We start from the raw sequence: 18,177 nt of genomic DNA, 5'->3' as shown, positions 1-18,177 counted from the left end.
GACTAGCAGAAAGTGGCTCGTACCGGGGCAGGCCCGGAAGCGAGCGGAGATCGCGTTCGGGTACGGACGGGACACGGAGACGGAGAGATGAAGACCTACCTGATCGAGAAGTACGGCGACCAGTCGGCGCTGCACGCCGCCGAGCTGCCCGATCCGCAGCCGGGTCCCGAGGATGTCCTGGTCGAGATCCACGCGGCGAGCGTCAACCCGCTGGACTTCAAGATCCGCGACGGCGCCTTCAAGAGGATCCTGCCGTACCGCCTTCCGCTCGTCCTGGGCAACGACCTCGCCGGAGTGGTGGTCCGGGTCGGCTCGTCGGTCACCCGCTTCGCGGTGGGCGACGAGGTCTACGCCCGGCCCGACAAGGACCGCATCGGCACCTTCGCCGAACTCATCGCCGTCCACCAGGACGACCTGGCCCCCAAACCCGCCGCCCTCACCATGGCGCAGGCCGCCTCCCTCCCGCTGGTCGCCCTCACCTCCTGGCAGGCGCTGGTAGAGAAGGCGCAGGTCCGGCCGGGCCAGAAAGTCCTGATCCACGCGGGCTCCGGCGGAGTGGGCACCATCGCCCTCCAGCTGGCCAGGCACCTGGGCGCACATGTGGCCACCACCGCGAGCGCGGCCAACGCCGGCCTGGTCAAGGAACTCGGCGCGGACGTGGTCATCGACTACCGCGCCCAGGACTTCGAGCAGCTCCTGGAGGGCTACGACGTCGTCCTGGACACCCTCGGCGGCGAGACCCTGGAGAAGTCGCTGCGGGTCCTCAAGCCGGGCGGGAAGGTCATCAGCATCGCCGGGCCGCCCGACGCGGACTTCGCCCGCGAGCTCGGCGCAAACCCGGTCCTGCGGCAGGCGATGAACGCGCTGAGCTTCAGGACCCGGCGCCGTGCCAAGCGCCACGGCGTCACCTACTCGTTCCTGTTCATGAAGGCCGACGGCGGCCAGCTGCGCGAACTCACCCGGCTCGTCGACGCCGGGCAGATCCACCCCGTCGTCGACCGGGTCTTCCCCTTCGACCTGACCCGCGACGCCATGGAGTACGCCGAGAAGGGCCGCGCGAAGGCCGGCAAAGTCGTCATCGCGATGGAGTGAGGTCTGCCGGCCGGTCCCCGCCTCCACCTGACCGGCCGGCCTCGGCAGACGAGTGGATCCCCCCTCCCCGCAGGAATCGACCAGAGGTGCACCGCGCGCCCCTCCCACTCATCCGGCCGCCGGCCCCGCGCCCGCAGTCGGAAGACCGGGAAGCCGTCCTGCGCACACCCGCGAGGACGAAGCGGCCGGAGCGAGGCCGTGGTAGATCCGAGACCGAAGGGCACACCCATGAACGACACACATGAAGGTAGCGGCGGCACGGTGATGTCCTACCGGGACGCACCGACCCGCACCGTCACCGCCGACCAAGTGACCTTCGCCTACCGCGACCTCGGCCCCCGGTCCGGCATCCCGGTGATCTTCCTCACCCATCTTGCCGCGGCACTCGACAACTGGGATCCCCGTGTCGTCGACGGCATCGCCGCCAGGCACCGGGTGATCACGTTCGACAACAGGGGCGTCGGCGCGTCCACCGGCTCGACACCCAAGACCATCGAGAAAATGGCCGACGACGCCGTCACCTTCATCCGGGCACTCGAGCTCGACCAGGTGGACATCCTCGGCTTCTCGATGGGCGGGATGATCGCCCAGGTGATCGCACAGAACGAACCGCAACTCGTTCGCAGGCTGATCCTCGCGGGCACAGGACCCGCCGGTGGCAAGGGTATGAAGAACGTGAGCCGGATCTCCCACCTCGACACCCTCCGAGCACTGCTCACCCTCCAAGATCCGAAGCAGTACCTCTTCTTCACCCGTACCGCGAACGGACGCCGGGCCGGCAAGGAGTTCCTGGCCCGGCTGAAGGAGCGAACGCAACACCGGGACAAGGCGATCTCCCCCATCTCCTATCTCTCCCAGCTCAAGGCCATCCACCGATGGGGCCTGCAGGCGCCGGCCGACATGTCCCGCATCCACCAGCCGGTCCTGGTGGCCAACGGCGAGAGCGACCGAATGGTGCCGAGCGAGAACACCCTCGACCTCGCCGCACGACTGCCCCGGGGCGAACTCGTCCCCCTCTACCCGGACGCCGGACACGGGGGGATCTTCCAGTTCCACGACGCGTTCGTGGTGAGCGCCCTCGCATTCCTCGAGGCACGCCCCGACGCCTGACCGCCGATGCCACACCCCCGCAGTCCCACGCTGAGCGCACCCGCGACGAGGCGAGCCAGCCTCCGATCAGACACCCTCCCGCCCACCTGCAGTGCCACCACCCCCCGAGAACTCCCTCGATACCACATGTCGGCCACCCACCACGAGAACGCCGATGCCCAGTCTCGAAGTCAACCCCCGAAGGACTTACGACGCAGACCACTAAGGCCATGCGATCCGGGGTTCAGGGCAAGATCGCGCTCCTGCGAGCACCGGGTACGGCTGCCTCCGACGACGTGCTCGCCTCCCGGCTGCGGCGGCTGGCCGCACGGGCCGACCGCCATGCAGAGATCCTCGACAACCGGCAGGCCGACGCCGCCGAGGTACTGCGGCGCGCCCTCGCCCGAGGCCGGCGCGCGGCGCAACACCAGAACCCGGTGCACGGCAGGGTGCCGGCGGCCCCGAAGCAGGCCTGACCGGCACGGCCCGGTGCCGGCTCTGCGTGGCGACGGCCTGTGCCGGGCACGGCCGTGCCCATGCCGAGCCAGACGGGCCGACGCTGAGGTGATGACAGGCGGCGAGGGACCGGGCGCCGGCTGTCCTCCGCGGCGCACAGCGCCCGCGACGAGCCTGCTCGGAGCAGACCGAGGCCGGGTGCAGCCCCCAGCCGGAGGTGCTCAGTGCCTGCTCCGGCTTGTGGATCTCCCGAACGGTGGCCGGTGGCGCCTTGCCGTGGTGCTACCGCTCCGGGAGTTCGAGCAGGGTGTTCTCCACGACCTCGGTCAGGGCCGGATGGATCCACATGGGCCGCCGGGCTGCCTCGCGCGCGGTCATCCCGGAAGCCATGGCCAGGACCAAGGGCTGGATCAGCGCGGCTGCCTGCGGGCCGATCAGGTGGGCACCGAGGATCAGTCCGGTGGTGCGGTCGGCGAGGACCTTGCAGAATCCCTCGGTGTTCTCCAGCGCCCATCCGTAGGCGACGTCCTCGTAGCGGTGGGCCGCCACGTCGTAGTCGATCCCCCGCTCCCGGACTGCCTGCTCGGTGAGACCGATCCGCGCGATCTGCGGCCGGGTGAAGACAGCGGACGGCACCGCGTCGTAGGACATCGTGCGGGGATCATCGGGGTGCAACAGGTTGTGGGCGACCACCTCCGCCTCCCGATTGGCCACGTGCTTGAGCGGCACGCCCGTCACGATGTCGCCGATCGCCCAGACGCCGTCGGCGCTGGTGCGCAGCTGTTCGTCGACGCTGACGTGGCCGTCGTCGGTGCAGGCGACGCCAGCCGTTTCCAGGTCGAGGCGGTCGCTGTTGGGCTGGCGGCCGATCGCCACCAGCAGCGTGTCGGCCAGGACGGCCGTGCCGTCGTCCAGGACGAGGCGAAGGCCGCCCGGTCTGCCTTCCAGCCGGGTGAGCTCACGCCCCAGACGCAGGTCGTAGCGGTCCCGCACGGCATGGGTGAAGGCGGCGGAGACGGCTTCGTCCTGGTCGGCGAGGAGACTGTCGCGCTGCTCGACGATGGTGATCCGGCTGCCTGCGGCATGGAACACGTGGGCGAGCTCGGCCGCGATGTAGCCTCCGCCGAGCACCGCAAGGTGCTTCGGAGGCTGCGGGATCCGCATGATGCTGTCGGACGTGTCGTACGGCAGTCCCGAGGCTGCGACGACCGGCGGGACGGTGGGTCGGCCACCGGCGGCGACAACGATCCGCTCACCCTCCACGTCGCGCGGTCCGTCCGCCGTGTCGATGCGCAGCCTCCGCTCGCCCGTGAAGCGGGCCGTGCCCCGGTAGACGGCGACGAACGAGGAGTCCCGGCGGCTCTGCTCGCTCTGCCGCGAGTCGGCGTCGAGTCGGCCGAAGACGCGCCGTTGAACGTCCGACCAGCGCACCTGGTGAAGGGCTGCGTCCACGTCGTGCCGTCCGGCGTCGCGGACGGCATCGGCGACATCCGCCGTCGCGGCAAGCATCTTGCTGGGGATGCAGCCGGCGTTCAGGCACGTGCCGCCGAATGGGCCCTGTGAGACCACCGCGACATCGAGATGCGCGAAGCGGTCGTCGATCAGCGCGTTTCCCGTACCCCCACCGATGACGACGAGATCGTGGCGACGCATGCTCGGAGCCTATCCGCGATCAGAACAATCACGCCCTCGGCCACGCGACGGCTTCGGGCTGCAGGCCGGCACTGCTCCCGGTGACCGCCGCGCGTCGAGGACGAACCCGGGTGGGCCGAGATCCACGAGGTCGAGGCGGTGTGGCGGCAACCGACGGGGGAAGCCGCCTGGTACCTGTTGCGTGTTGTGCAGGTCTGCATCCCGGACGGAGGACGGCTCAATGACCACATCCGACGACGACACCGTCGAGCCCGGCGAGGAAACGCGGAAGCGGTCCGCGGAGGAGCGGTCGATCACAGCTCCCACACCGGCTGACGTCAGGGCCAAAGCTGACGACGAAGAGGAACCCGAGCCCCCGGCGGCGGACACCGAGGCGCCGTGACCGGTGCGGCCCGGTCGGCCGCTGCCTGGCACAACCCGGACCTCGCCCTCGCGGGACAGATCCTCCGCCTTCCGCAGCCGGGCACGGCCGGATGGACCGTGCCCGGCACAGTGCATCGGGGGCTTGCACGGGGTATCCGCCCGCGCAGGCCTGGGCCGTATTACGCCGGAACCCGGCGTTGCGGAGGGCCTCGTGATTGGTCGCTGCTCAATCCGCGCCCTTACGCACTGCTCGAGCAGTGGTACTCGGTTTGCCGTGAACGACGACCTGGGGTGCGCTGGGACTGTTGTGCCAGCACCAGGGTGCGGGGCAGGAGGATGCCGTGAGCAGCAAGAAGATCATCACAGTGTTCGGGGCGACCGGACAGCAGGGCGGCGGGTTCGCCCGGGCGGTCCTCGCGGACGAGGCCGGCGGGTTCACCGTCCGAGCCGTCACCCGCCATCCCGACTCCGACGGCGCACGGGAACTGGAGCGGCTCGGCGCCCAGGTGGTCCGGGCCGACATGGACGAACCCGGCACTCTCGGAGCGGCCTTCGAGGGTGCGTACGGCGCCTACCTGGTGACCAACTTCTGGGAGCACATGTCCGCCGAGCGGGAACAGGCCCAGGCCCGGGCGTTGGCGGACGCCGCCGGGCACGCCGGGGTGCAGCACGCCGTCTGGTCCACGCTGGAGGACACGCGCGAGTGCATCCCGCTCGACGACCCGCGCATGCCGGTCCTGCAGGGTTCGTACAACGTGCCGCACTTCGACGCGAAGGCCGAGGCCGACCGCTACTTCACCGACGCCGGCGTGCCCACCACGTTCCTGCGCACCACGTTCTACTGGGAGAACCTGTACGGCGCCTTCAGCCCCCACCGAGAGGACGACGGCTCGCTCCGACTCGTCTTCCCGATGGGCGGCAGCCGCCTGTCCGGCATCGCAGTCGACGACATCGGCAAGACGGCGCTCGCCGTCCTGAAGCGCGGCAGCGACCTCATCGGTGCCACCGTCAGCATCGCCGGCGAGCACGTCCCACTCGCCGACATGGCCGCGAAGCTCACCGAGGCCGTCGGCGTGCCGGTGCGGTACGTGTCGCTGAGCCCGGACGAGTTCCGCGCGCTCGGCTTTCCCGGCGCGGACGAGGCCGGAAACATGTTCCAGTACTACGCGGACTGCGAGCAGCGCTTCACCTCGGCCCGCGACCTCGACGCGGTGCGCGAACTCAACCCCGACTTCCAGTCTTTCGCCACCTGGCTCACCGCCCACACCGACCGGCTCCGTGCCGCCTGGACGTGATCGGGCACCCTCGACCGCCGAACGGGCCCGGCGGGCTTCCCGTTCCGCACGGTCCGCCTCCGGCGGCCACCGCCGTCGGTGATCGTCACCATCAGTGCCTGGTCCGTACAGGCCTTCGACGGCCAACAGGACCGGGGTGTCACAGGCCGTCGGCGGCCGCTGCCAGCCCACCCCGCCAGCACATCGCGACGGTCCCGACCGCCTGTGGAGCAGCGGCCGGCCGTTCGGCGAAGCGGCAGCCACGCAGAGGAACCGCGAATGTGTTGCAGGACCGGGGTGTCAGCCGTGGGGCTGCGGGGCCCACGACTGCAGTGACGTCGCCGGAACCGCCTTCCGCCATGCGCCCGCACGAGGAGATCAGTGCTGTGCTCGCGCCAGCCGCCTCAGGCATCCGCGGGTAGGTACGGTCCTACGGGAGCAGCGACAGGGCGGGCGGGTTGTTCGCTGCGGCGGGCCGATCGCGCCGGACCGGGCGGAGCGTGCCGGTCGGGCTACTCGGCGTCTTTCAGCCGATCCTCCGGCCAGACCTCGAACGTCTGTGACACGCCTGCCGGCGGCCCGGACCGAAAGCACCCCCGGATGAGCGCCATGACCCTGCGAACCGCATCAGGCCGCCCACCGAGCTCCACCCGCACCGAGCCGACTCCCGCAGCCGCGCGAGCAACCGGCTGCGCGGCAGCGTCCTGGGCGGAAATCGACCCGGCAGTCGAGGAGCGCGCCGCCATCCAGCAGGCCCGGGACGAACAGCGACCGGGAACCGAGCGCGCTTTCGCTCGCGGCGCCGCCGGAGCCCTGCAGTGGCTTCTGGGCTTCCAGCCGATAGGGTCCTGAGGACGGCCATGCCACCCCCGGCGACGAACGCGCCCGCCGACGGAGACCTGCTGTCGGTGCGGGCCGCCGACGGCGAGACACCACTGCGCATCCCCGTGACGCCCACCAGCGCAACGGGCCCCGCCGGATACCCGGTCTTCCGTGACGCCGAGGGACGGCTGCTGGTGGAGATCGCCCCCGACGGGACGTGCCGTCCGGGTCGTGTGGTGCCGAGGGTCGCTCAGGGCCGGGTGTGCGGGCGGGGTTCCGCGAACCGCGCGCCGGCCCGGTCTCCGAGGGCGGTGACCCACGCCGGCAGGCCGGACCGCTCCGCCGCGCGGGCGCCCTGGACGTCATGGTGTGGCCGGTCGCCGGCGGCGGGCAGGCTCCGGGCGACGAGGCCGAGCAGCCGCGCCGTGGTGGCGGGCGCGAGCTCCTGCAGCCGGACGCCGACCTTGGCCGCGGGGGTGAGGACCAGTTCGGGGCGGCGGCGCTCGGCGGCCCGGACGATCGCGCGGGCGGCGCGTTCCGCGTTCATCGAGAGCAGCGGCATGGAGGCCGCGGCGGCGAACCAGGCGTACTCGGCTCCGGGGCGGCCGTGGAAACGTGCGGCGGTGTGCGACCCGGTGCGCATCAACCCCGGGAAGACGGTGGTGACGCTGACCCCCGTCCCGGCGAGTTCTGCCCGCAGTCCCTGGGAGAAGCCCGCCGCCGCGAACTTGGCCGCCACATACGGCAGCAGGTGCGGGGCGGGGATCCGGCCGCCGACCGACGAGACCGTCACCACCGTGCCGGCGCTGCTGGCCCGCAGATCGGGCAGCGCGGCCAGGGTGAGGCGCAGTGGCGCGAAGTACATGGTCTCCATGGCCTGGCGGAATTCCTGTTCGCGCAGCGCTTCCAGGGGGCCGACCTGGATGATTCCGGCGCTGTTGACGAGGATGTCGAGCGGGCCGAACCGGTCGTGCACTGTGTCGAGGAGCCGGCGTGGGGTCTCGGGGTCGGTGAGGTCGCAGCTGAGGGAGGCGGTGTCGGCTCCGTCGGCTCGTAGCTGGCGCTCGGCCCGGCCGAGGGCGTCGGCGTCGCGGGCGCAGAGCATCACCTGGGCGCCGTGGCGGGTCAGTTCGCGGGCGATGAGCAGGCCGAGCCCGCGGGAGGAGCCGGTGACCAGGGCGGTGCGGCCGGCGAAGCGGTGCGGTGGTGCGGTCATGGTGGACTCTCGGGTCGGGGGCTCTCACCGGCAGCGGGCGGCGTGATGGGTGCTCAGGGCTTGAAGAGCACCTTCACGGCACCGTCCTGCTTCTTCTGGAACATCTCGTACGCTCGCGGTGCCTCGGTGAGCGGGACGTGGTGGGTGGCGAAGGTGTCGACGCCGAACGGGTCGTCGTCGGTGAGCAGCGGGAGGATGTCGTCGACCCAGCGGTGCACGTTGGCCTGGCCCATGCGCAGCTGGATCTGCTTGTCGAACATGGTGAGCAGCGGCAACGGGTCGGTCTGGCCGCCGTAGACGCCGGAGAGGGAGATGGTGCCCCCGCGTCGCACGATGTCGATGGCGAGGTACAGGGCGTGGAGGCGGTCGATGCCGACGTGTTCCATCATTTTGGCGGCGAGGGTGCTGGGCAGCAGGTTGGTGGCCTGGGCGGCGAGCTTCGCGCCGGGCGAGCCGTGGGCTTCCATCCCGACCGCGTCGATGACCGCGTCCGGGCCGCGGCCGTCGGTGAGGTCACGGATGACGTCGGCGAGGTGCTTGCCGTGCCCGGCCAGGTCAAGGACATGCACGCCTCGGCGCCTGGCCCGTGTGAGGCGTTCGCCCACAAGGTCGACGCCGATCACCTGGCTGGCGCCGCGGTGCAGGGCGATCCGGCAGCTCATGTCGCCGATCGGCCCCAGACCCAGGACGACGAGGCTGCCGCCCGCGGGCACGGCCGCGTACTCGACGGCCTGCCACGCGGTGGGCAGCACGTCGGAGAGGAAGACGAAGCGGTCGTCCACGGGCCCGTGCGGCACCTTGATCGGCAGGTTGTTCCCGAACGGGACTCGCAGCAGCTCGGCCTGCCCGCCGGGGACCTGTCCGTAGAGCTTGGTGTAGCCGAACAGCGCGGCCCCGCTGCCGTACTCCCGCACCTGGGTCGTCTCGCACTGCGAGTGCAGGCCCTGCCCGCAGGTGTGGCACGTTCCGCAGGACACGTTGAACGGGATCACCACCCGGTCGCCCACGTGCACGGCGGTGACCTCGGGCCCGACCTCCTGGACGATTCCCATGGGTTCGTGGCCGAGGATGTCGCCGACGTCGAGGAAGGGGCCGAGGACCTCGTAGAGATGGAGGTCGGAGCCGCACAGTCCGCTGGTGGTCACCTTGATGATCACATCGGTCGGATCCTTGATGGCCGGATCGGGAACGGTGTCGACACGGACGTCCCGCCTGCCGTGCCAGGTCAAGGCCTTCATCGTCACTCCTCGCGGGGCCGTACGGATCTCACCGTCCCCGCGTCTCTCCACGTCCCGGTCCGCGAAACGGCACATCCGGCGCCGCGACGGCAGAGGGGTCCGGACGGGCATCCGGAGGCCGCGGGCCTGCCTGTGGATACCTCGCTGCCTCCGAGGGAGCACGAGGCGGCCCGGTCCGTTCTCGCTCGACGGGCCGGGCCGTTCGGCTGTACCCGGCGCGTAGACGTCGCCAGGCCGGGCAGGCGCCTGATACGGAGAATTCGTCGCCATCGACCGGGAACCGTCATGTGCCCCTCCCCTCACCCCGTGGTCTCGGAGCAGCGTCGACTGGACTTCCTTCCCGGCGGGGAGGCGGACTGTGTGAGCGAGGGCCTGGAGTTCACCCGCACCGCCCTCGCCGACTGGCACCTGCCCACCACCGCCCGCCAAACGGCCGCCGACACCGTCCTCGTCGCCGTCGAACTCCTCGCCAACGCCACCGACCACGCCGGGCACCCGCTCACCCTCCGACTCCAGCTCCAGCGGGCACCCGGACAGCTGCGGATCGCCGTCACCGACCCCAGCCCCACCCCGCCGCGGCTGGTCGAGCCGCACTGGCCGCAGACCCCGCACGGACACGGCATGGTCGTCGTCGACCGGATCACCACCGACTGGGGCTGCACCTCGGAGGGCAACGGCGGCAGGACCGTCTGGGCCGACGTCCCCCTACCGTTCCTGGAGCCGGGCCCCGCGGCCGCACCGGATCCTCAACGAGCGCGCCAAGCCGCGCTGGCCGACCCCGACCCGCTCCTCGACAACTGACCTGCCCGGCATGGGCATGTTCACGACGTAGCGCAGGCAGTCCTGGGGCGCAGCGGCAGTTGGAGGACGGCGGGTGCGAGGCGTCGGCTGCGGATCGGGCGCCGGCCCGGCAGACCGCGGAGGGCCTGGGCGCGCCCGACGGCCACACGTTCGGCGACCTGTCCTGCCCTGCCTGCACCAACCAACTCGCCGATGCCGAACGGGCGGTACGGCTGCCTACCGCGAATCTCGCGCGCACTGGCAACGGCGGGACACACCGGACAGGGCCTGGCCTCCCTGCGGCGGCCAACACGTCACGGGCTGCGACCGGCGCTTGAACTCATGTCTGACAAAACCGGCATTTGGGTTCATACTTGTTTTGTGGTGGACGAGCACGAGCCCCGCACGAGCTGGACGTTCCTGACCCAGCACGCCCGGGTGCTACTGATGATCTCGCGCGACCCACAGGTGCGCGTACGGGATCTCGCAGCCACGTGCGGACTGACGGAGCGGGCCGTACAGGCGATCATCACCGACCTGGAGAGCGCCGGCTACCTCACCCGCACCCGGCACGGCCGCCGCAACCACTACCGGATCGCACGTGGAATGCACTTCCGCCATCCCGCCGAGGCCCACCACGAGATCTCCGGCTTCCTGGAGATGTTCGCCGACCTCTCACCGCCCGCCGGCGCCGACGGGGCACCCGGCAGCCATCCCGACGACCGGCACGGCCAGGCACATGAGCGCGACCGCGGCAGGAGTTCCTGAACCGGCCCAACGGATCCCCGCCACGCAGGGAGGACACCGATGACCGATAAGGCCACCATCAACGGCGACGACACCCTGCCGACCGCTGCCACCACCAAGCTCGCCGAGCTGAAACACCTGGCCTGCGCCGCAGTGGACCACTGGAACAACGGCGACCCCAAGGGCGCGTACGACGCCCTCGACTCCGCCATACCGGCCACCGCCGCGGCCGCCACCGCCCTGAACCTCCTGCTCGAACTCGACCGCGCCGCGGCCCGGGCCGGGGAACGGGGGCGCAGCCCCCACGACGGCGTCACCAGATGGTGGGGATGACCACCCGACCGCACGTCCCTGCCCTGCCCGCACCGAACGGACCGGCCCCGGGCCACCCGCTCCGGCAGCCACCGACCACCGAGCAGCCCGAATCCTCACCCGCACGAGGCCGCACACGACAGCTGCTCCGCCCGGAAGGGAGCGCGCCCATGACGGCCCGCCACCTCCCGCCGCCCTCCCCCACCTGTCGCGGCGCCGCGCCCCCGCTGCTGATCACCGTTACGGACGTCCCCGGCGCGGCACGGGTCCTCCGTCTCGACGGCGAGATCGACCAGGACCGTCGCGCCGCCCTGGAGGACGCGCTCGCCGCAGCCGTCGAGGCTCGCCCACCGCGGTTGGTCGTCGACCTGTCCGGCCTCGCCTTCTGTGACTCCACCGGCCTCAACGCCCTGCTCAAGACCCGGCTCGCCGCACAGGCCGCCGACGTCGAGCTCGTGATCGCCGCACCACCCGCCCACGTCGAAAGGCTGCTGAAGATCACAGGCACCGACCACCTCTTTGCCACCTGCGACAGCATCCGCACCGCCGTCTACGGCCCGCTGACGGGCCTCCCCCTCGCGCAGGAAGGCGCGCCACCATGTCGAGCGAGTTGAAGACCAGCACGAGGCGCATCGGCCCGGCGGTGGTGTGTGTACTGGCCGGCGACCTCCACCAGGGCACCGCCGACCAAGCGCAGCACGCCCTCGACACGGCACTCGCCGAACTCCCGGAAGTCCTCGCGGTCGACCTGAGCGGCGTGGAACTGCTCGCCTCCGGCGGGCTCAACACTCTGCTGCGGGCCAGGACCGCGGCTGCCGACCGCACGGTGCCCACCGTCCTGGTCGCACCCAGCGCCGGGGCACTCCGGGTCCTGGAGATCACCGACACCGCCGGACTGTTCCCCGTCTACGCCACCGCCGAGGAAGCCGCCCGGCACCGCGCGAGACCGCCCGCCCCCGGCGTGTAGATCACACCGGTCGTTCAGGCGTGCCGGTCGGAGGACCTTCCCGGTCGCCCTCCAAACGCTCACCCCGGAGCATGAGACGGCCTGGCCATGGCAACGGTGGTGGCAGGCGCGGGATCGTGAACGGCTCACCCCGGTGAGAATCCGACCCCTCGGCATCTCACCCACCCTCGCCAACAACCGGATCCGCACCGAGGAACCACCGAAGCGGCCCGCCACGAAGCCACACGGCGCGTAGCAGCCGCCCACGCGGGTACACGCCCGTCCCGAATCACAGGGGGAGCACGGAGGCCGCGCCGATGCCACGCGAATCGGACCGGATCGCACATCCCTGGGGCGCCCGGACACCGTATGGGCCCGGCCGGCCATGGCCGGTGCGGGTCGACTCCTTTCTCCAGCCCGGCATGTCGGCGGAGCACATCGAGCGGTGGGTGCCGACCGCATCGCTGCTGCACTCCAACGGCGACGCGATGGACATCGCCGTCGCCGACGGCCGGATCGTCGGGGTGCGCGGCCGCGCCGGCGACCGGGTCAACCGGGGTCGGCTCGGCCCGAAGGACCTGTTCGGCTGGCAGGCCAACCACGCCACCGACCGGCTGACCACTCCGCTCGTCCGGGACGGCGGCGAGCTGGTGGCCTGTGACTGGGATATTGCCATGGCCCGGATCGTCACTGCGGCGAAGAGCCTGCTGGGCGAGCGCGGGCCTGGCGCGATCGGCTTCTACACCAGCGGGCAGCTGTTCCTCGAGGAGTACTACACCCTCGCGGTGATCGCCCGGGCCGGGATCGGCACCAACCACCTGGACGGCAACACACGGCTGTGCACCGCCACCGCCGCCGAGGCCCTGAAGGAGACCTTCGGCTGCGACGGCCAGCCCGCCTCCTACGCCGACGTCGACCACGCGGACGTGATCGCGCTGTTCGGCCACAACATGGCCGAGACCCAGCCGGTGCTGTGGATGCGCGCCCTGGACCGCCTCGAAGGCCCCGAGCCGCCGCGGCTGGTGTGCGTGGACCCCCGGCCGACGCCGGCCGCCCGCTGCGCCACCGTGCATCTCGCCCCGCGGGCCGGCACCAACGTGGCCCTGCTCAACGCCCTGCTCCACGAGATCATCCGCACCGACCGGATCGACCGCGACTACATCGACGCCCGCACCGTCGGCTTCGACGAACTCGCCGCCCAGGTCGCGACCTGCACGCCCGCGTGGGCGGCCGGCATCTGCGACGTGCCCGCCCGGAAGATCGAACACGCCGCCGAGGTCCTCGGCGAGGCCGAACGCCTGCTGTCCACCGTGCTCCAGGGCGTCTACCAGTCACACCAGGCCACCGCCGCCGCCGTCCAGGTCAACAACCTCCAGCTGATCCGCGGCATGCTCGGCCGCCCGGGCTGCGGCGTCCTCCAGATGAACGGCCAGCCCACCGCCGAGAACACCCGCGAGTGCGGCGCCGACGGCGACCTGCCGGGCTTCCGCAACTGGCAGAACGACCGGCACGTCACCGACCTCGCCGAGATCTGGAACGTCGAACCCACGCGGATCCCGCACTACGCGCCGCCCACCCCGGCCATGCAGATCTTCCGCTACGCCGAGCAGGGCTCGATCCGGATGCTGTGGATCTCCGGCACCAACCCGGCCGTGTCCCTGCCCGACCTGGCCCGGATCCGTTCGATCCTCGGGCAGGAGCGGCTGTTCACCGTCGTCCAGGACCTGTTCCTCACCGAGACCGCGCAGCTGGCGGACGTCGTCCTGCCGGCCGCGACCTGGGGCGAGAAGACCGGCACCTTCACCAACGCCGACCGCACCGTCCACCTCTCCGACAAGGCCGTCGATCCGCCCGGCGAGGCCCGGCCGGATCTCGACATCTTCCTCGACTTCGCCCGGCGCATGGACTTCCGCGACAGGGACGAGCGGCCGCTGATCGCCTGGCACGACCCGGAATCGGCCTTCGAGGCGTGGAAACGCTGCTCCGAGGGCCGGCCGTGCGACTACACCGGCCTCACCTACGACCGGCTGCGCGGCGACAGCGGCATCCAGTGGCCCTGCACCGCCCAGGCGCCGGACGGAACGGAACGCCTCTACACCGGCGGCATCACCTGGGCCACCCCCGACGCCTGCGAGACCTACGGCAGGGACCTGGTCACCGGAGCGGCCGTGTCCGAGACGGAGTACCGGGCGCTCAACCCCGATGGGAGGGCCGTCCTGAAGGCGGCCGAGTACCTGCCGCCGCACGAGGACACCGACGACGAGTACCCCCTGCAGCTGAACACCGGCCGCACGCTCTACCACTTCCACACCCGCACCAAGACCGGCCGGGTGCCGCAGCTGAACGCCGCCGCCCCCGACGTCTGGGTCGAACTCTCACCCTCCGAAGCAAGCCGGCACGGCCTAGCCGAGGGCGACCTGGTCGAAGTCACCAGCCCCCGCGGGTCGCTGCGCGGCCGGCTGCGGATCACTGGCATCCGCGACGGCATGGTGTTCGTTCCGTTCCACTACGGCTACTGGGACACCCCCGCCGGCGACCAACCCGGCGCCGACGGCGGCGGCCGGGCCGCGAACGAGACGACTGTCACCGACTGGGACCCGGCATCGAAGCAGCCGCTGTTCAAGACCGCCGCCGCCCGCCTCACCCTCATCGCACCCGGCGACGGCGCGATCGCTCCGGCACCCACCACCGGCGCCTCCGCTCCCGTCCACCCGCGGACGATCCCGCCCACCATCGGAGGACCCGCGGCCGTGGCCGTCCACACCACCGACGTCCTGGAAGGAGGCGCACGGTGACCGGCATCGCGATCACGCTACGAGCCCTGCACGACGGTGAACGCCGCATGGAGCACGATCTGCTCGCCGCCGCCGAACGCCACCGCGCGGACCACGAGATCCGTCACGTCGCCACCGACGTCGCCCGCTGGTCCCACGAACACGTCGAACGCCTCGCCCATGCCGCGTCGCACTACGGCCTGGACCTGGCCCAGCACGTCGATCACCCGAGTCTCGGCCGCTGGACGACCCTGCGGGAGAAGACCGCCGAAGCCCTCGGCCGCCGGCCCGAGACCGGCCTGGTCCTGCTGCACGACCTGCGGGACCTGCACCTGACTGCCACCGAGAACTCCCTCAACTGGGAAATGCTCGCCCAAACCGCCAAGGCCACTCGCGACAGCCGCCTCCTCGACCTCGCCACCGCCTGCCACCCGCAGACCCTGCGGCAGATGCGTTGGACCAACACCATGATCAAAACCCTCGCACCGCAACTGCTCACCTGCATGTGAGCCACAGCCCCCGGAACCCGCCATGCCCACACAATCACCCGCACCTCCCGCCGACGGGAAGCCGTCCGGCCCGCCGCCGCGTGTCGCGGTCACCCTGCCCGGCACTCCCGGCCGCCACGCCCCGCCCGAGGTCGTCATCGTCCACGCCACCGGCGAGAGGGCCGCGGACGGCACACCCGTCTACGCCGACAGCCGCGGAACCTTCCGCGTCGCGATCGTCGGGACCACCGCCCGGCTCCTCTCGGAGCCCGGCCCGCCGGGCCGCCACACGTGCCTGCACGCGTCCCCGTTGCTCTGAACCCCAAGACCGGCGCGGAAGGCTCGCCTGGTCGCCCGGCTGGTTCGGGGGCCGAAGCTCGTCTCGGAGAGGTTCCAGGGCCACGAGGAGGGCCGCGTGCTGATTGTCGCCTCGATCCCTGCTTCCGGGGAGCGGTGGGGAGGCTCGCATGCTCGCGCTCATGCTGTTCCTGCCACCCGCCCTCCTGGGCGCCGTTCTCCTCCTCGGCCGGTTCGAGGAGCGCCTCACCGCGCCGCCCGACGACCGGGCACCCCGGATGGGCGAACCGGCCTCGGCGGGCGATCCGGCAACGACGGGCGCGCACGGCGAGAACCTCCTCACCGCCCGGCCCCCGACCGGCCGACAGGGCCCGGTGAGTGGCGTTCCGGATTCGGTGCCACGCGCGCCGCGCTGCTCGCCACGCCCGCACCCTGCCACCGGGTCAGATCCCTGCCGAGGCGTGAGCCCCCCTCAGATGACTGCCCGTGGAGGTTCGGGCGCCTGCGCCGGCACTGTCGGCGCCTGGAACTCGCATCGCGGCGGCATCGCCTTCCGGTTGACACACGGAGCCGCGGGCGTTGTTCCCGGGCTGCCGGCAGCCGGGGTAGGTGGACACGGCGGGAACGTCGTCACGGAGCTGAAGGCCGACCACCGCGAGGTCGACGAGACGCACGGTCTGCCGCTTCCAGGCGCGCGCTTGCAGCAGCGCGTTCAGACCGTTGGGGGTGAACAGCTCGACGGCGGCGAGGACCACCGCGGGCACCTGGGGGGACGCCGAGCGCGGTTATCAGTGCCGTAGCCGTGCTCGGTGTCCACATGCAGGTACCCGGCGAGTGAGCACACCGCCTCGGGGCCGATGTGCTCCACGTTGGTCTTCAGGTCGCCCGGCATGTCCGCGTTCCCTGCCTGCGTCCTGCCTGGGGCCGGCGCCGGTGTCCGGCCAGGGTGGGTGTCAGGCGGCGACCGTGAGGTCCGCGCGGCCGAACAGCAGTGCGTAGCCGCGGGGCAGCCGGGCGAGCAGGCGGTCGGTCAGCTCGTCGCCTGCCACGTCGGTGAGGGCGGTCAGGACGGCGGAGGTGTCCCAGCGGGCGCACGCGAGGCTGGTGTGCAGGGCCCGGGCGACGGCCTCGACGAAGGCCGGGGCGGTGACCGGTTCGGGCAGCGGGATCTGCGAGGCGAGGACGGCTCGGTCCCGCTCCGGGAGGGTGGCGGCGAGGTCGCAGCGCTCCTCGCCGGTGAGCTGGGAGCCGAGGACGGCCAGGACGGTGTCGAGGACGCGCTGGGCTTCCTCGTCGTCGCTGTAGCGGCCGAGGGTACGGACCTGCTGGAGGAGGCGGTGCCGGGTCATGGGCGGTGGCCTTCCGGGAGTGGGTGCCTGCGCGCGATGGGCGGCGGGCACTCGGCTTGTTTCAGGGGCGTTGGCCGGGCTGGGGGCGGCCGAAGAGGATGTCGTAGCCGGGCGGCAGTTGCAGCAGGACGCGTTCGGTGAGGTCATCGCCGGCGGCGTCGGCCGCGGTGCTGAGAACGGCGCCGATGTCCCACAGCGCGGTGGTCTCGGTGGCGCCGTCGATCCAGGCGGCCGTGGCGCGCACGAACCTGTCGGGGCTGAGCGGTTCTGCGGCCTGCAGCGGGTTGAGCAGGATCAGGGCGAGGGTCTCGGGCAGACGCGCGGCCAGCTCTGCGCGCACGTCGCCGACCAGGTGCGCGCCGAGCAGGGCCAGCACGACACGGGCCGCCCGCTCGGCGTCGCCGGGGGTGTCGTACTCACCGCGCTCCCGCACGCGGTCCAGGAACGCTTCCCATCGAAGAGTCACCACGGGTCTCTCCTCGTTCCGAGCAAGCTGCCGCGTCGACCGCGGGCCCGCGTTCCACGGCCAAGTACCCGCCGAGGCCGGTGAGGCGGATCAGCCTGACCACACGCGGGCCCGCTCCCCACAGGACGAGCCGCCCACCCCGGCGGCCGGCCAGGTTGCGGGCCTCGACAAGCGCACCCAGGCCCGCGCGGTCGACGAACGTCACCTCCGACAGGTCGAGCACGACGTCCCGATGGGCTTTCAGCGCTCGCGCCAGGACGCGGCGCAGCCGAGGGGCGGTGGCGAGGTCGATGTCCCCGCGCGCCGTCACGGTCGCGGGGGCGGTGTCGTGCACGGGGTGTCCGCCTCCACCGGCTGCGCAGCGCCCGGCGGTGCCGGCATGGTGTGGGCCGTGGGTGCCGGTGCCCCGCGTGGGCGGGGGGGAGAGACCTTGCGGGTGCACCGGCGTCCTGGGCGGTTCGGGTGGGTCAGGCCTGGATCTGCTTGCGGCCGCCGCTGTGGCTGATGGCGATCTTGCGGGGCTTGGCCTTCTCCGCGACCGGGATCCTCAGCGTCAGCACGCCGGCGTCGTAGTCGGCGCTGATCCCGGCGGGGTCGAGGGTGTCGGAGAGCATGACCTGGCGGGAGAACACGCCGAGCGGACGCTCGGACAGCTCCCACTTCACGTCCTCGCCCTCGTGGCTGGGGCGGCGCTCGGCCTTGACGGTCAGCATGTTCCGCTCGACGTCGATGTCGATCGCCTCCGGGTCCACCCCCGGCAGGTCGAAACAGATCACGTACTCGTCGCCCACACGGCAGGCGTCCAGCGGCATCGG

21 protein-coding genes and 1 pseudogene are annotated in these 18,177 nt (G+C 71.8%); 14 read left to right on the top strand and 8 right to left on the bottom strand.

The window, feature by feature from the left end; all coding sequences use genetic code 11:
- The first annotated feature begins 87 nt into the window (after window positions 1-87).
- The 3 genes from AB0P35_RS35400 to AB0P35_RS35390 all read left to right on the top strand — a co-directional run bounded on the left by AB0P35_RS35400 (window position 88) and on the right by AB0P35_RS35390 (window position 2,657).
- Window positions 88-1,092 (top strand): NADP-dependent oxidoreductase, encoded by a 1,005-nt coding sequence (locus AB0P35_RS35400; RefSeq protein WP_095877724.1) that lies wholly within the window; start codon window positions 88-90, stop codon window positions 1,090-1,092.
- 228 nt (window positions 1,093-1,320) lie between these two features.
- Window positions 1,321-2,202, top strand: a complete 882-nt coding sequence (locus tag AB0P35_RS35395; protein WP_179419769.1) for an alpha/beta hydrolase — start codon at window positions 1,321-1,323, stop codon at window positions 2,200-2,202.
- Window positions 2,203-2,411: 209 nt separating this feature from the next.
- A complete protein-coding gene (locus tag AB0P35_RS35390) occupies window positions 2,412-2,657 on the top strand; it encodes a hypothetical protein (protein WP_095877726.1) in 246 nt (81 codons plus the stop codon).
- A gap of 262 nt (window positions 2,658-2,919) precedes the next feature.
- Here AB0P35_RS35390 and AB0P35_RS35385 read toward each other — a convergent pair whose 3' ends face one another.
- Window positions 2,920-4,290, bottom strand: a complete 1,371-nt coding sequence (locus AB0P35_RS35385) for a mycothione reductase (RefSeq protein WP_095877727.1) — start codon at window positions 4,288-4,290, stop codon at window positions 2,920-2,922.
- A 220-nt stretch (window positions 4,291-4,510) separates the two neighbouring features.
- Between AB0P35_RS35385 and AB0P35_RS35380 the strand changes: the two genes are divergently transcribed.
- The 3 genes and pseudogenes from AB0P35_RS35380 to AB0P35_RS35370 form a co-directional block, all read left to right on the top strand.
- Window positions 4,511-4,672, top strand: a complete 162-nt coding sequence (locus AB0P35_RS35380) for a hypothetical protein (protein ID WP_179419770.1) — start codon at window positions 4,511-4,513, stop codon at window positions 4,670-4,672.
- Window positions 4,673-4,994: 322 nt separating this feature from the next.
- Complete coding sequence (locus AB0P35_RS35375) at window positions 4,995-5,948, top strand: NmrA/HSCARG family protein (RefSeq protein ID WP_363519180.1); 954 nt, start codon at window positions 4,995-4,997, stop codon at window positions 5,946-5,948.
- A gap of 839 nt (window positions 5,949-6,787) precedes the next feature.
- Window positions 6,788-6,961 (top strand): annotated as a pseudogene (locus AB0P35_RS35370) (DUF6296 family protein); the annotation flags it as partial.
- Window positions 6,962-6,999: 38 nt separating this feature from the next.
- Here AB0P35_RS35370 and AB0P35_RS35365 read toward each other — a convergent pair.
- Both AB0P35_RS35365 and AB0P35_RS35360 read right to left on the bottom strand, forming a co-directional pair.
- Window positions 7,000-7,965 carry an SDR family NAD(P)-dependent oxidoreductase gene (locus tag AB0P35_RS35365; protein ID WP_095877729.1) on the bottom strand — a complete coding sequence of 322 codons (966 nt, stop codon included), beginning with the start codon at window positions 7,963-7,965 and terminating at the stop codon, window positions 7,000-7,002.
- A gap of 53 nt (window positions 7,966-8,018) precedes the next feature.
- Window positions 8,019-9,203, bottom strand: coding sequence for an alcohol dehydrogenase catalytic domain-containing protein (locus AB0P35_RS35360; RefSeq protein ID WP_095877730.1), 1,185 nt, complete (start codon window positions 9,201-9,203; stop codon window positions 8,019-8,021).
- A 360-nt stretch (window positions 9,204-9,563) separates the two neighbouring features.
- Between AB0P35_RS35360 and AB0P35_RS35355 the strand changes: the two genes are divergently transcribed.
- The 8 genes from AB0P35_RS35355 (at window position 9,564) to AB0P35_RS35320 (ending at window position 15,569) form a co-directional block, all read left to right on the top strand.
- Entirely contained in the window at window positions 9,564-10,004 is a 441-nt protein-coding gene (locus AB0P35_RS35355) for an ATP-binding protein (protein ID WP_095877731.1), read from the top strand.
- Between the two features lie 360 nt (window positions 10,005-10,364).
- Window positions 10,365-10,751, top strand: a complete 387-nt coding sequence (locus AB0P35_RS35350; RefSeq protein ID WP_306454480.1) for a helix-turn-helix domain-containing protein — start codon at window positions 10,365-10,367, stop codon at window positions 10,749-10,751.
- A 39-nt stretch (window positions 10,752-10,790) separates the two neighbouring features.
- Window positions 10,791-11,063: a hypothetical protein gene (locus AB0P35_RS35345; protein WP_363519175.1), complete on the top strand. Its 273-nt coding sequence runs from the start codon at window positions 10,791-10,793 to the stop codon at window positions 11,061-11,063.
- A gap of 149 nt (window positions 11,064-11,212) precedes the next feature.
- Window positions 11,213-11,656, top strand: a complete 444-nt coding sequence (locus AB0P35_RS35340; protein ID WP_363519173.1) for an STAS domain-containing protein — start codon at window positions 11,213-11,215, stop codon at window positions 11,654-11,656.
- Entirely contained in the window at window positions 11,641-12,009 is a 369-nt protein-coding gene (locus tag AB0P35_RS35335) for an STAS domain-containing protein (protein WP_095877735.1), read from the top strand. The genes AB0P35_RS35340 and AB0P35_RS35335 overlap by 16 nt, the downstream gene beginning before the upstream one ends.
- A gap of 296 nt (window positions 12,010-12,305) precedes the next feature.
- Window positions 12,306-14,783, top strand: a complete 2,478-nt coding sequence (locus AB0P35_RS35330) for a nitrate reductase (RefSeq protein WP_363519170.1) — start codon at window positions 12,306-12,308, stop codon at window positions 14,781-14,783.
- Window positions 14,780-15,271, top strand: a complete 492-nt coding sequence (locus tag AB0P35_RS35325; protein ID WP_095877737.1) for a hypothetical protein — start codon at window positions 14,780-14,782, stop codon at window positions 15,269-15,271. Before AB0P35_RS35330 ends, AB0P35_RS35325 begins: the two co-directional genes overlap by 4 nt.
- Before the next feature lie 22 nt (window positions 15,272-15,293).
- Window positions 15,294-15,569 carry a DUF6296 family protein gene (locus tag AB0P35_RS35320; protein ID WP_095877738.1) on the top strand — a complete coding sequence of 92 codons (276 nt, stop codon included), beginning with the start codon at window positions 15,294-15,296 and terminating at the stop codon, window positions 15,567-15,569.
- A gap of 421 nt (window positions 15,570-15,990) precedes the next feature.
- Here AB0P35_RS35320 and AB0P35_RS35315 read toward each other — a convergent pair whose 3' ends face one another.
- The 5 genes from AB0P35_RS35315 to AB0P35_RS35295 all read right to left on the bottom strand — a co-directional run.
- Entirely contained in the window at window positions 15,991-16,302 is a 312-nt protein-coding gene (locus tag AB0P35_RS35315; protein WP_363519166.1) for a hypothetical protein, read from the bottom strand.
- Between the two features lie 198 nt (window positions 16,303-16,500).
- On the bottom strand, window positions 16,501-16,896 hold the full coding sequence (locus AB0P35_RS35310) for a DUF2267 domain-containing protein (RefSeq protein WP_095877740.1): 396 nt from the start codon (window positions 16,894-16,896) through the stop codon (window positions 16,501-16,503).
- 61 nt (window positions 16,897-16,957) lie between these two features.
- Window positions 16,958-17,362: a DUF2267 domain-containing protein gene (locus AB0P35_RS35305; protein WP_095877741.1), complete on the bottom strand. Its 405-nt coding sequence runs from the start codon at window positions 17,360-17,362 to the stop codon at window positions 16,958-16,960.
- The gene (locus AB0P35_RS35300) at window positions 17,313-17,696 is read right to left on the bottom strand and encodes an STAS domain-containing protein (RefSeq protein ID WP_363519163.1); all 384 of its coding nucleotides are present in this window, start codon (window positions 17,694-17,696) and stop codon (window positions 17,313-17,315) included. The genes AB0P35_RS35305 and AB0P35_RS35300 overlap by 50 nt, the downstream gene beginning before the upstream one ends.
- Before the next feature lie 133 nt (window positions 17,697-17,829).
- Window positions 17,830-18,177 (bottom strand): Hsp20/alpha crystallin family protein (locus AB0P35_RS35295; RefSeq protein WP_363519161.1); only part of this gene is annotated, 348 nt, incomplete at its 5' end.

It is taken from the genome of Kitasatospora sp. NPDC085879 (assembly GCF_040686255.1).
Lineage (GTDB): Bacteria > Actinomycetota > Actinomycetes > Streptomycetales > Streptomycetaceae > Kitasatospora.
Note: the sequence above shows the minus strand (reverse complement) of the source record. Positions and strands in the feature narration are given on the sequence as shown.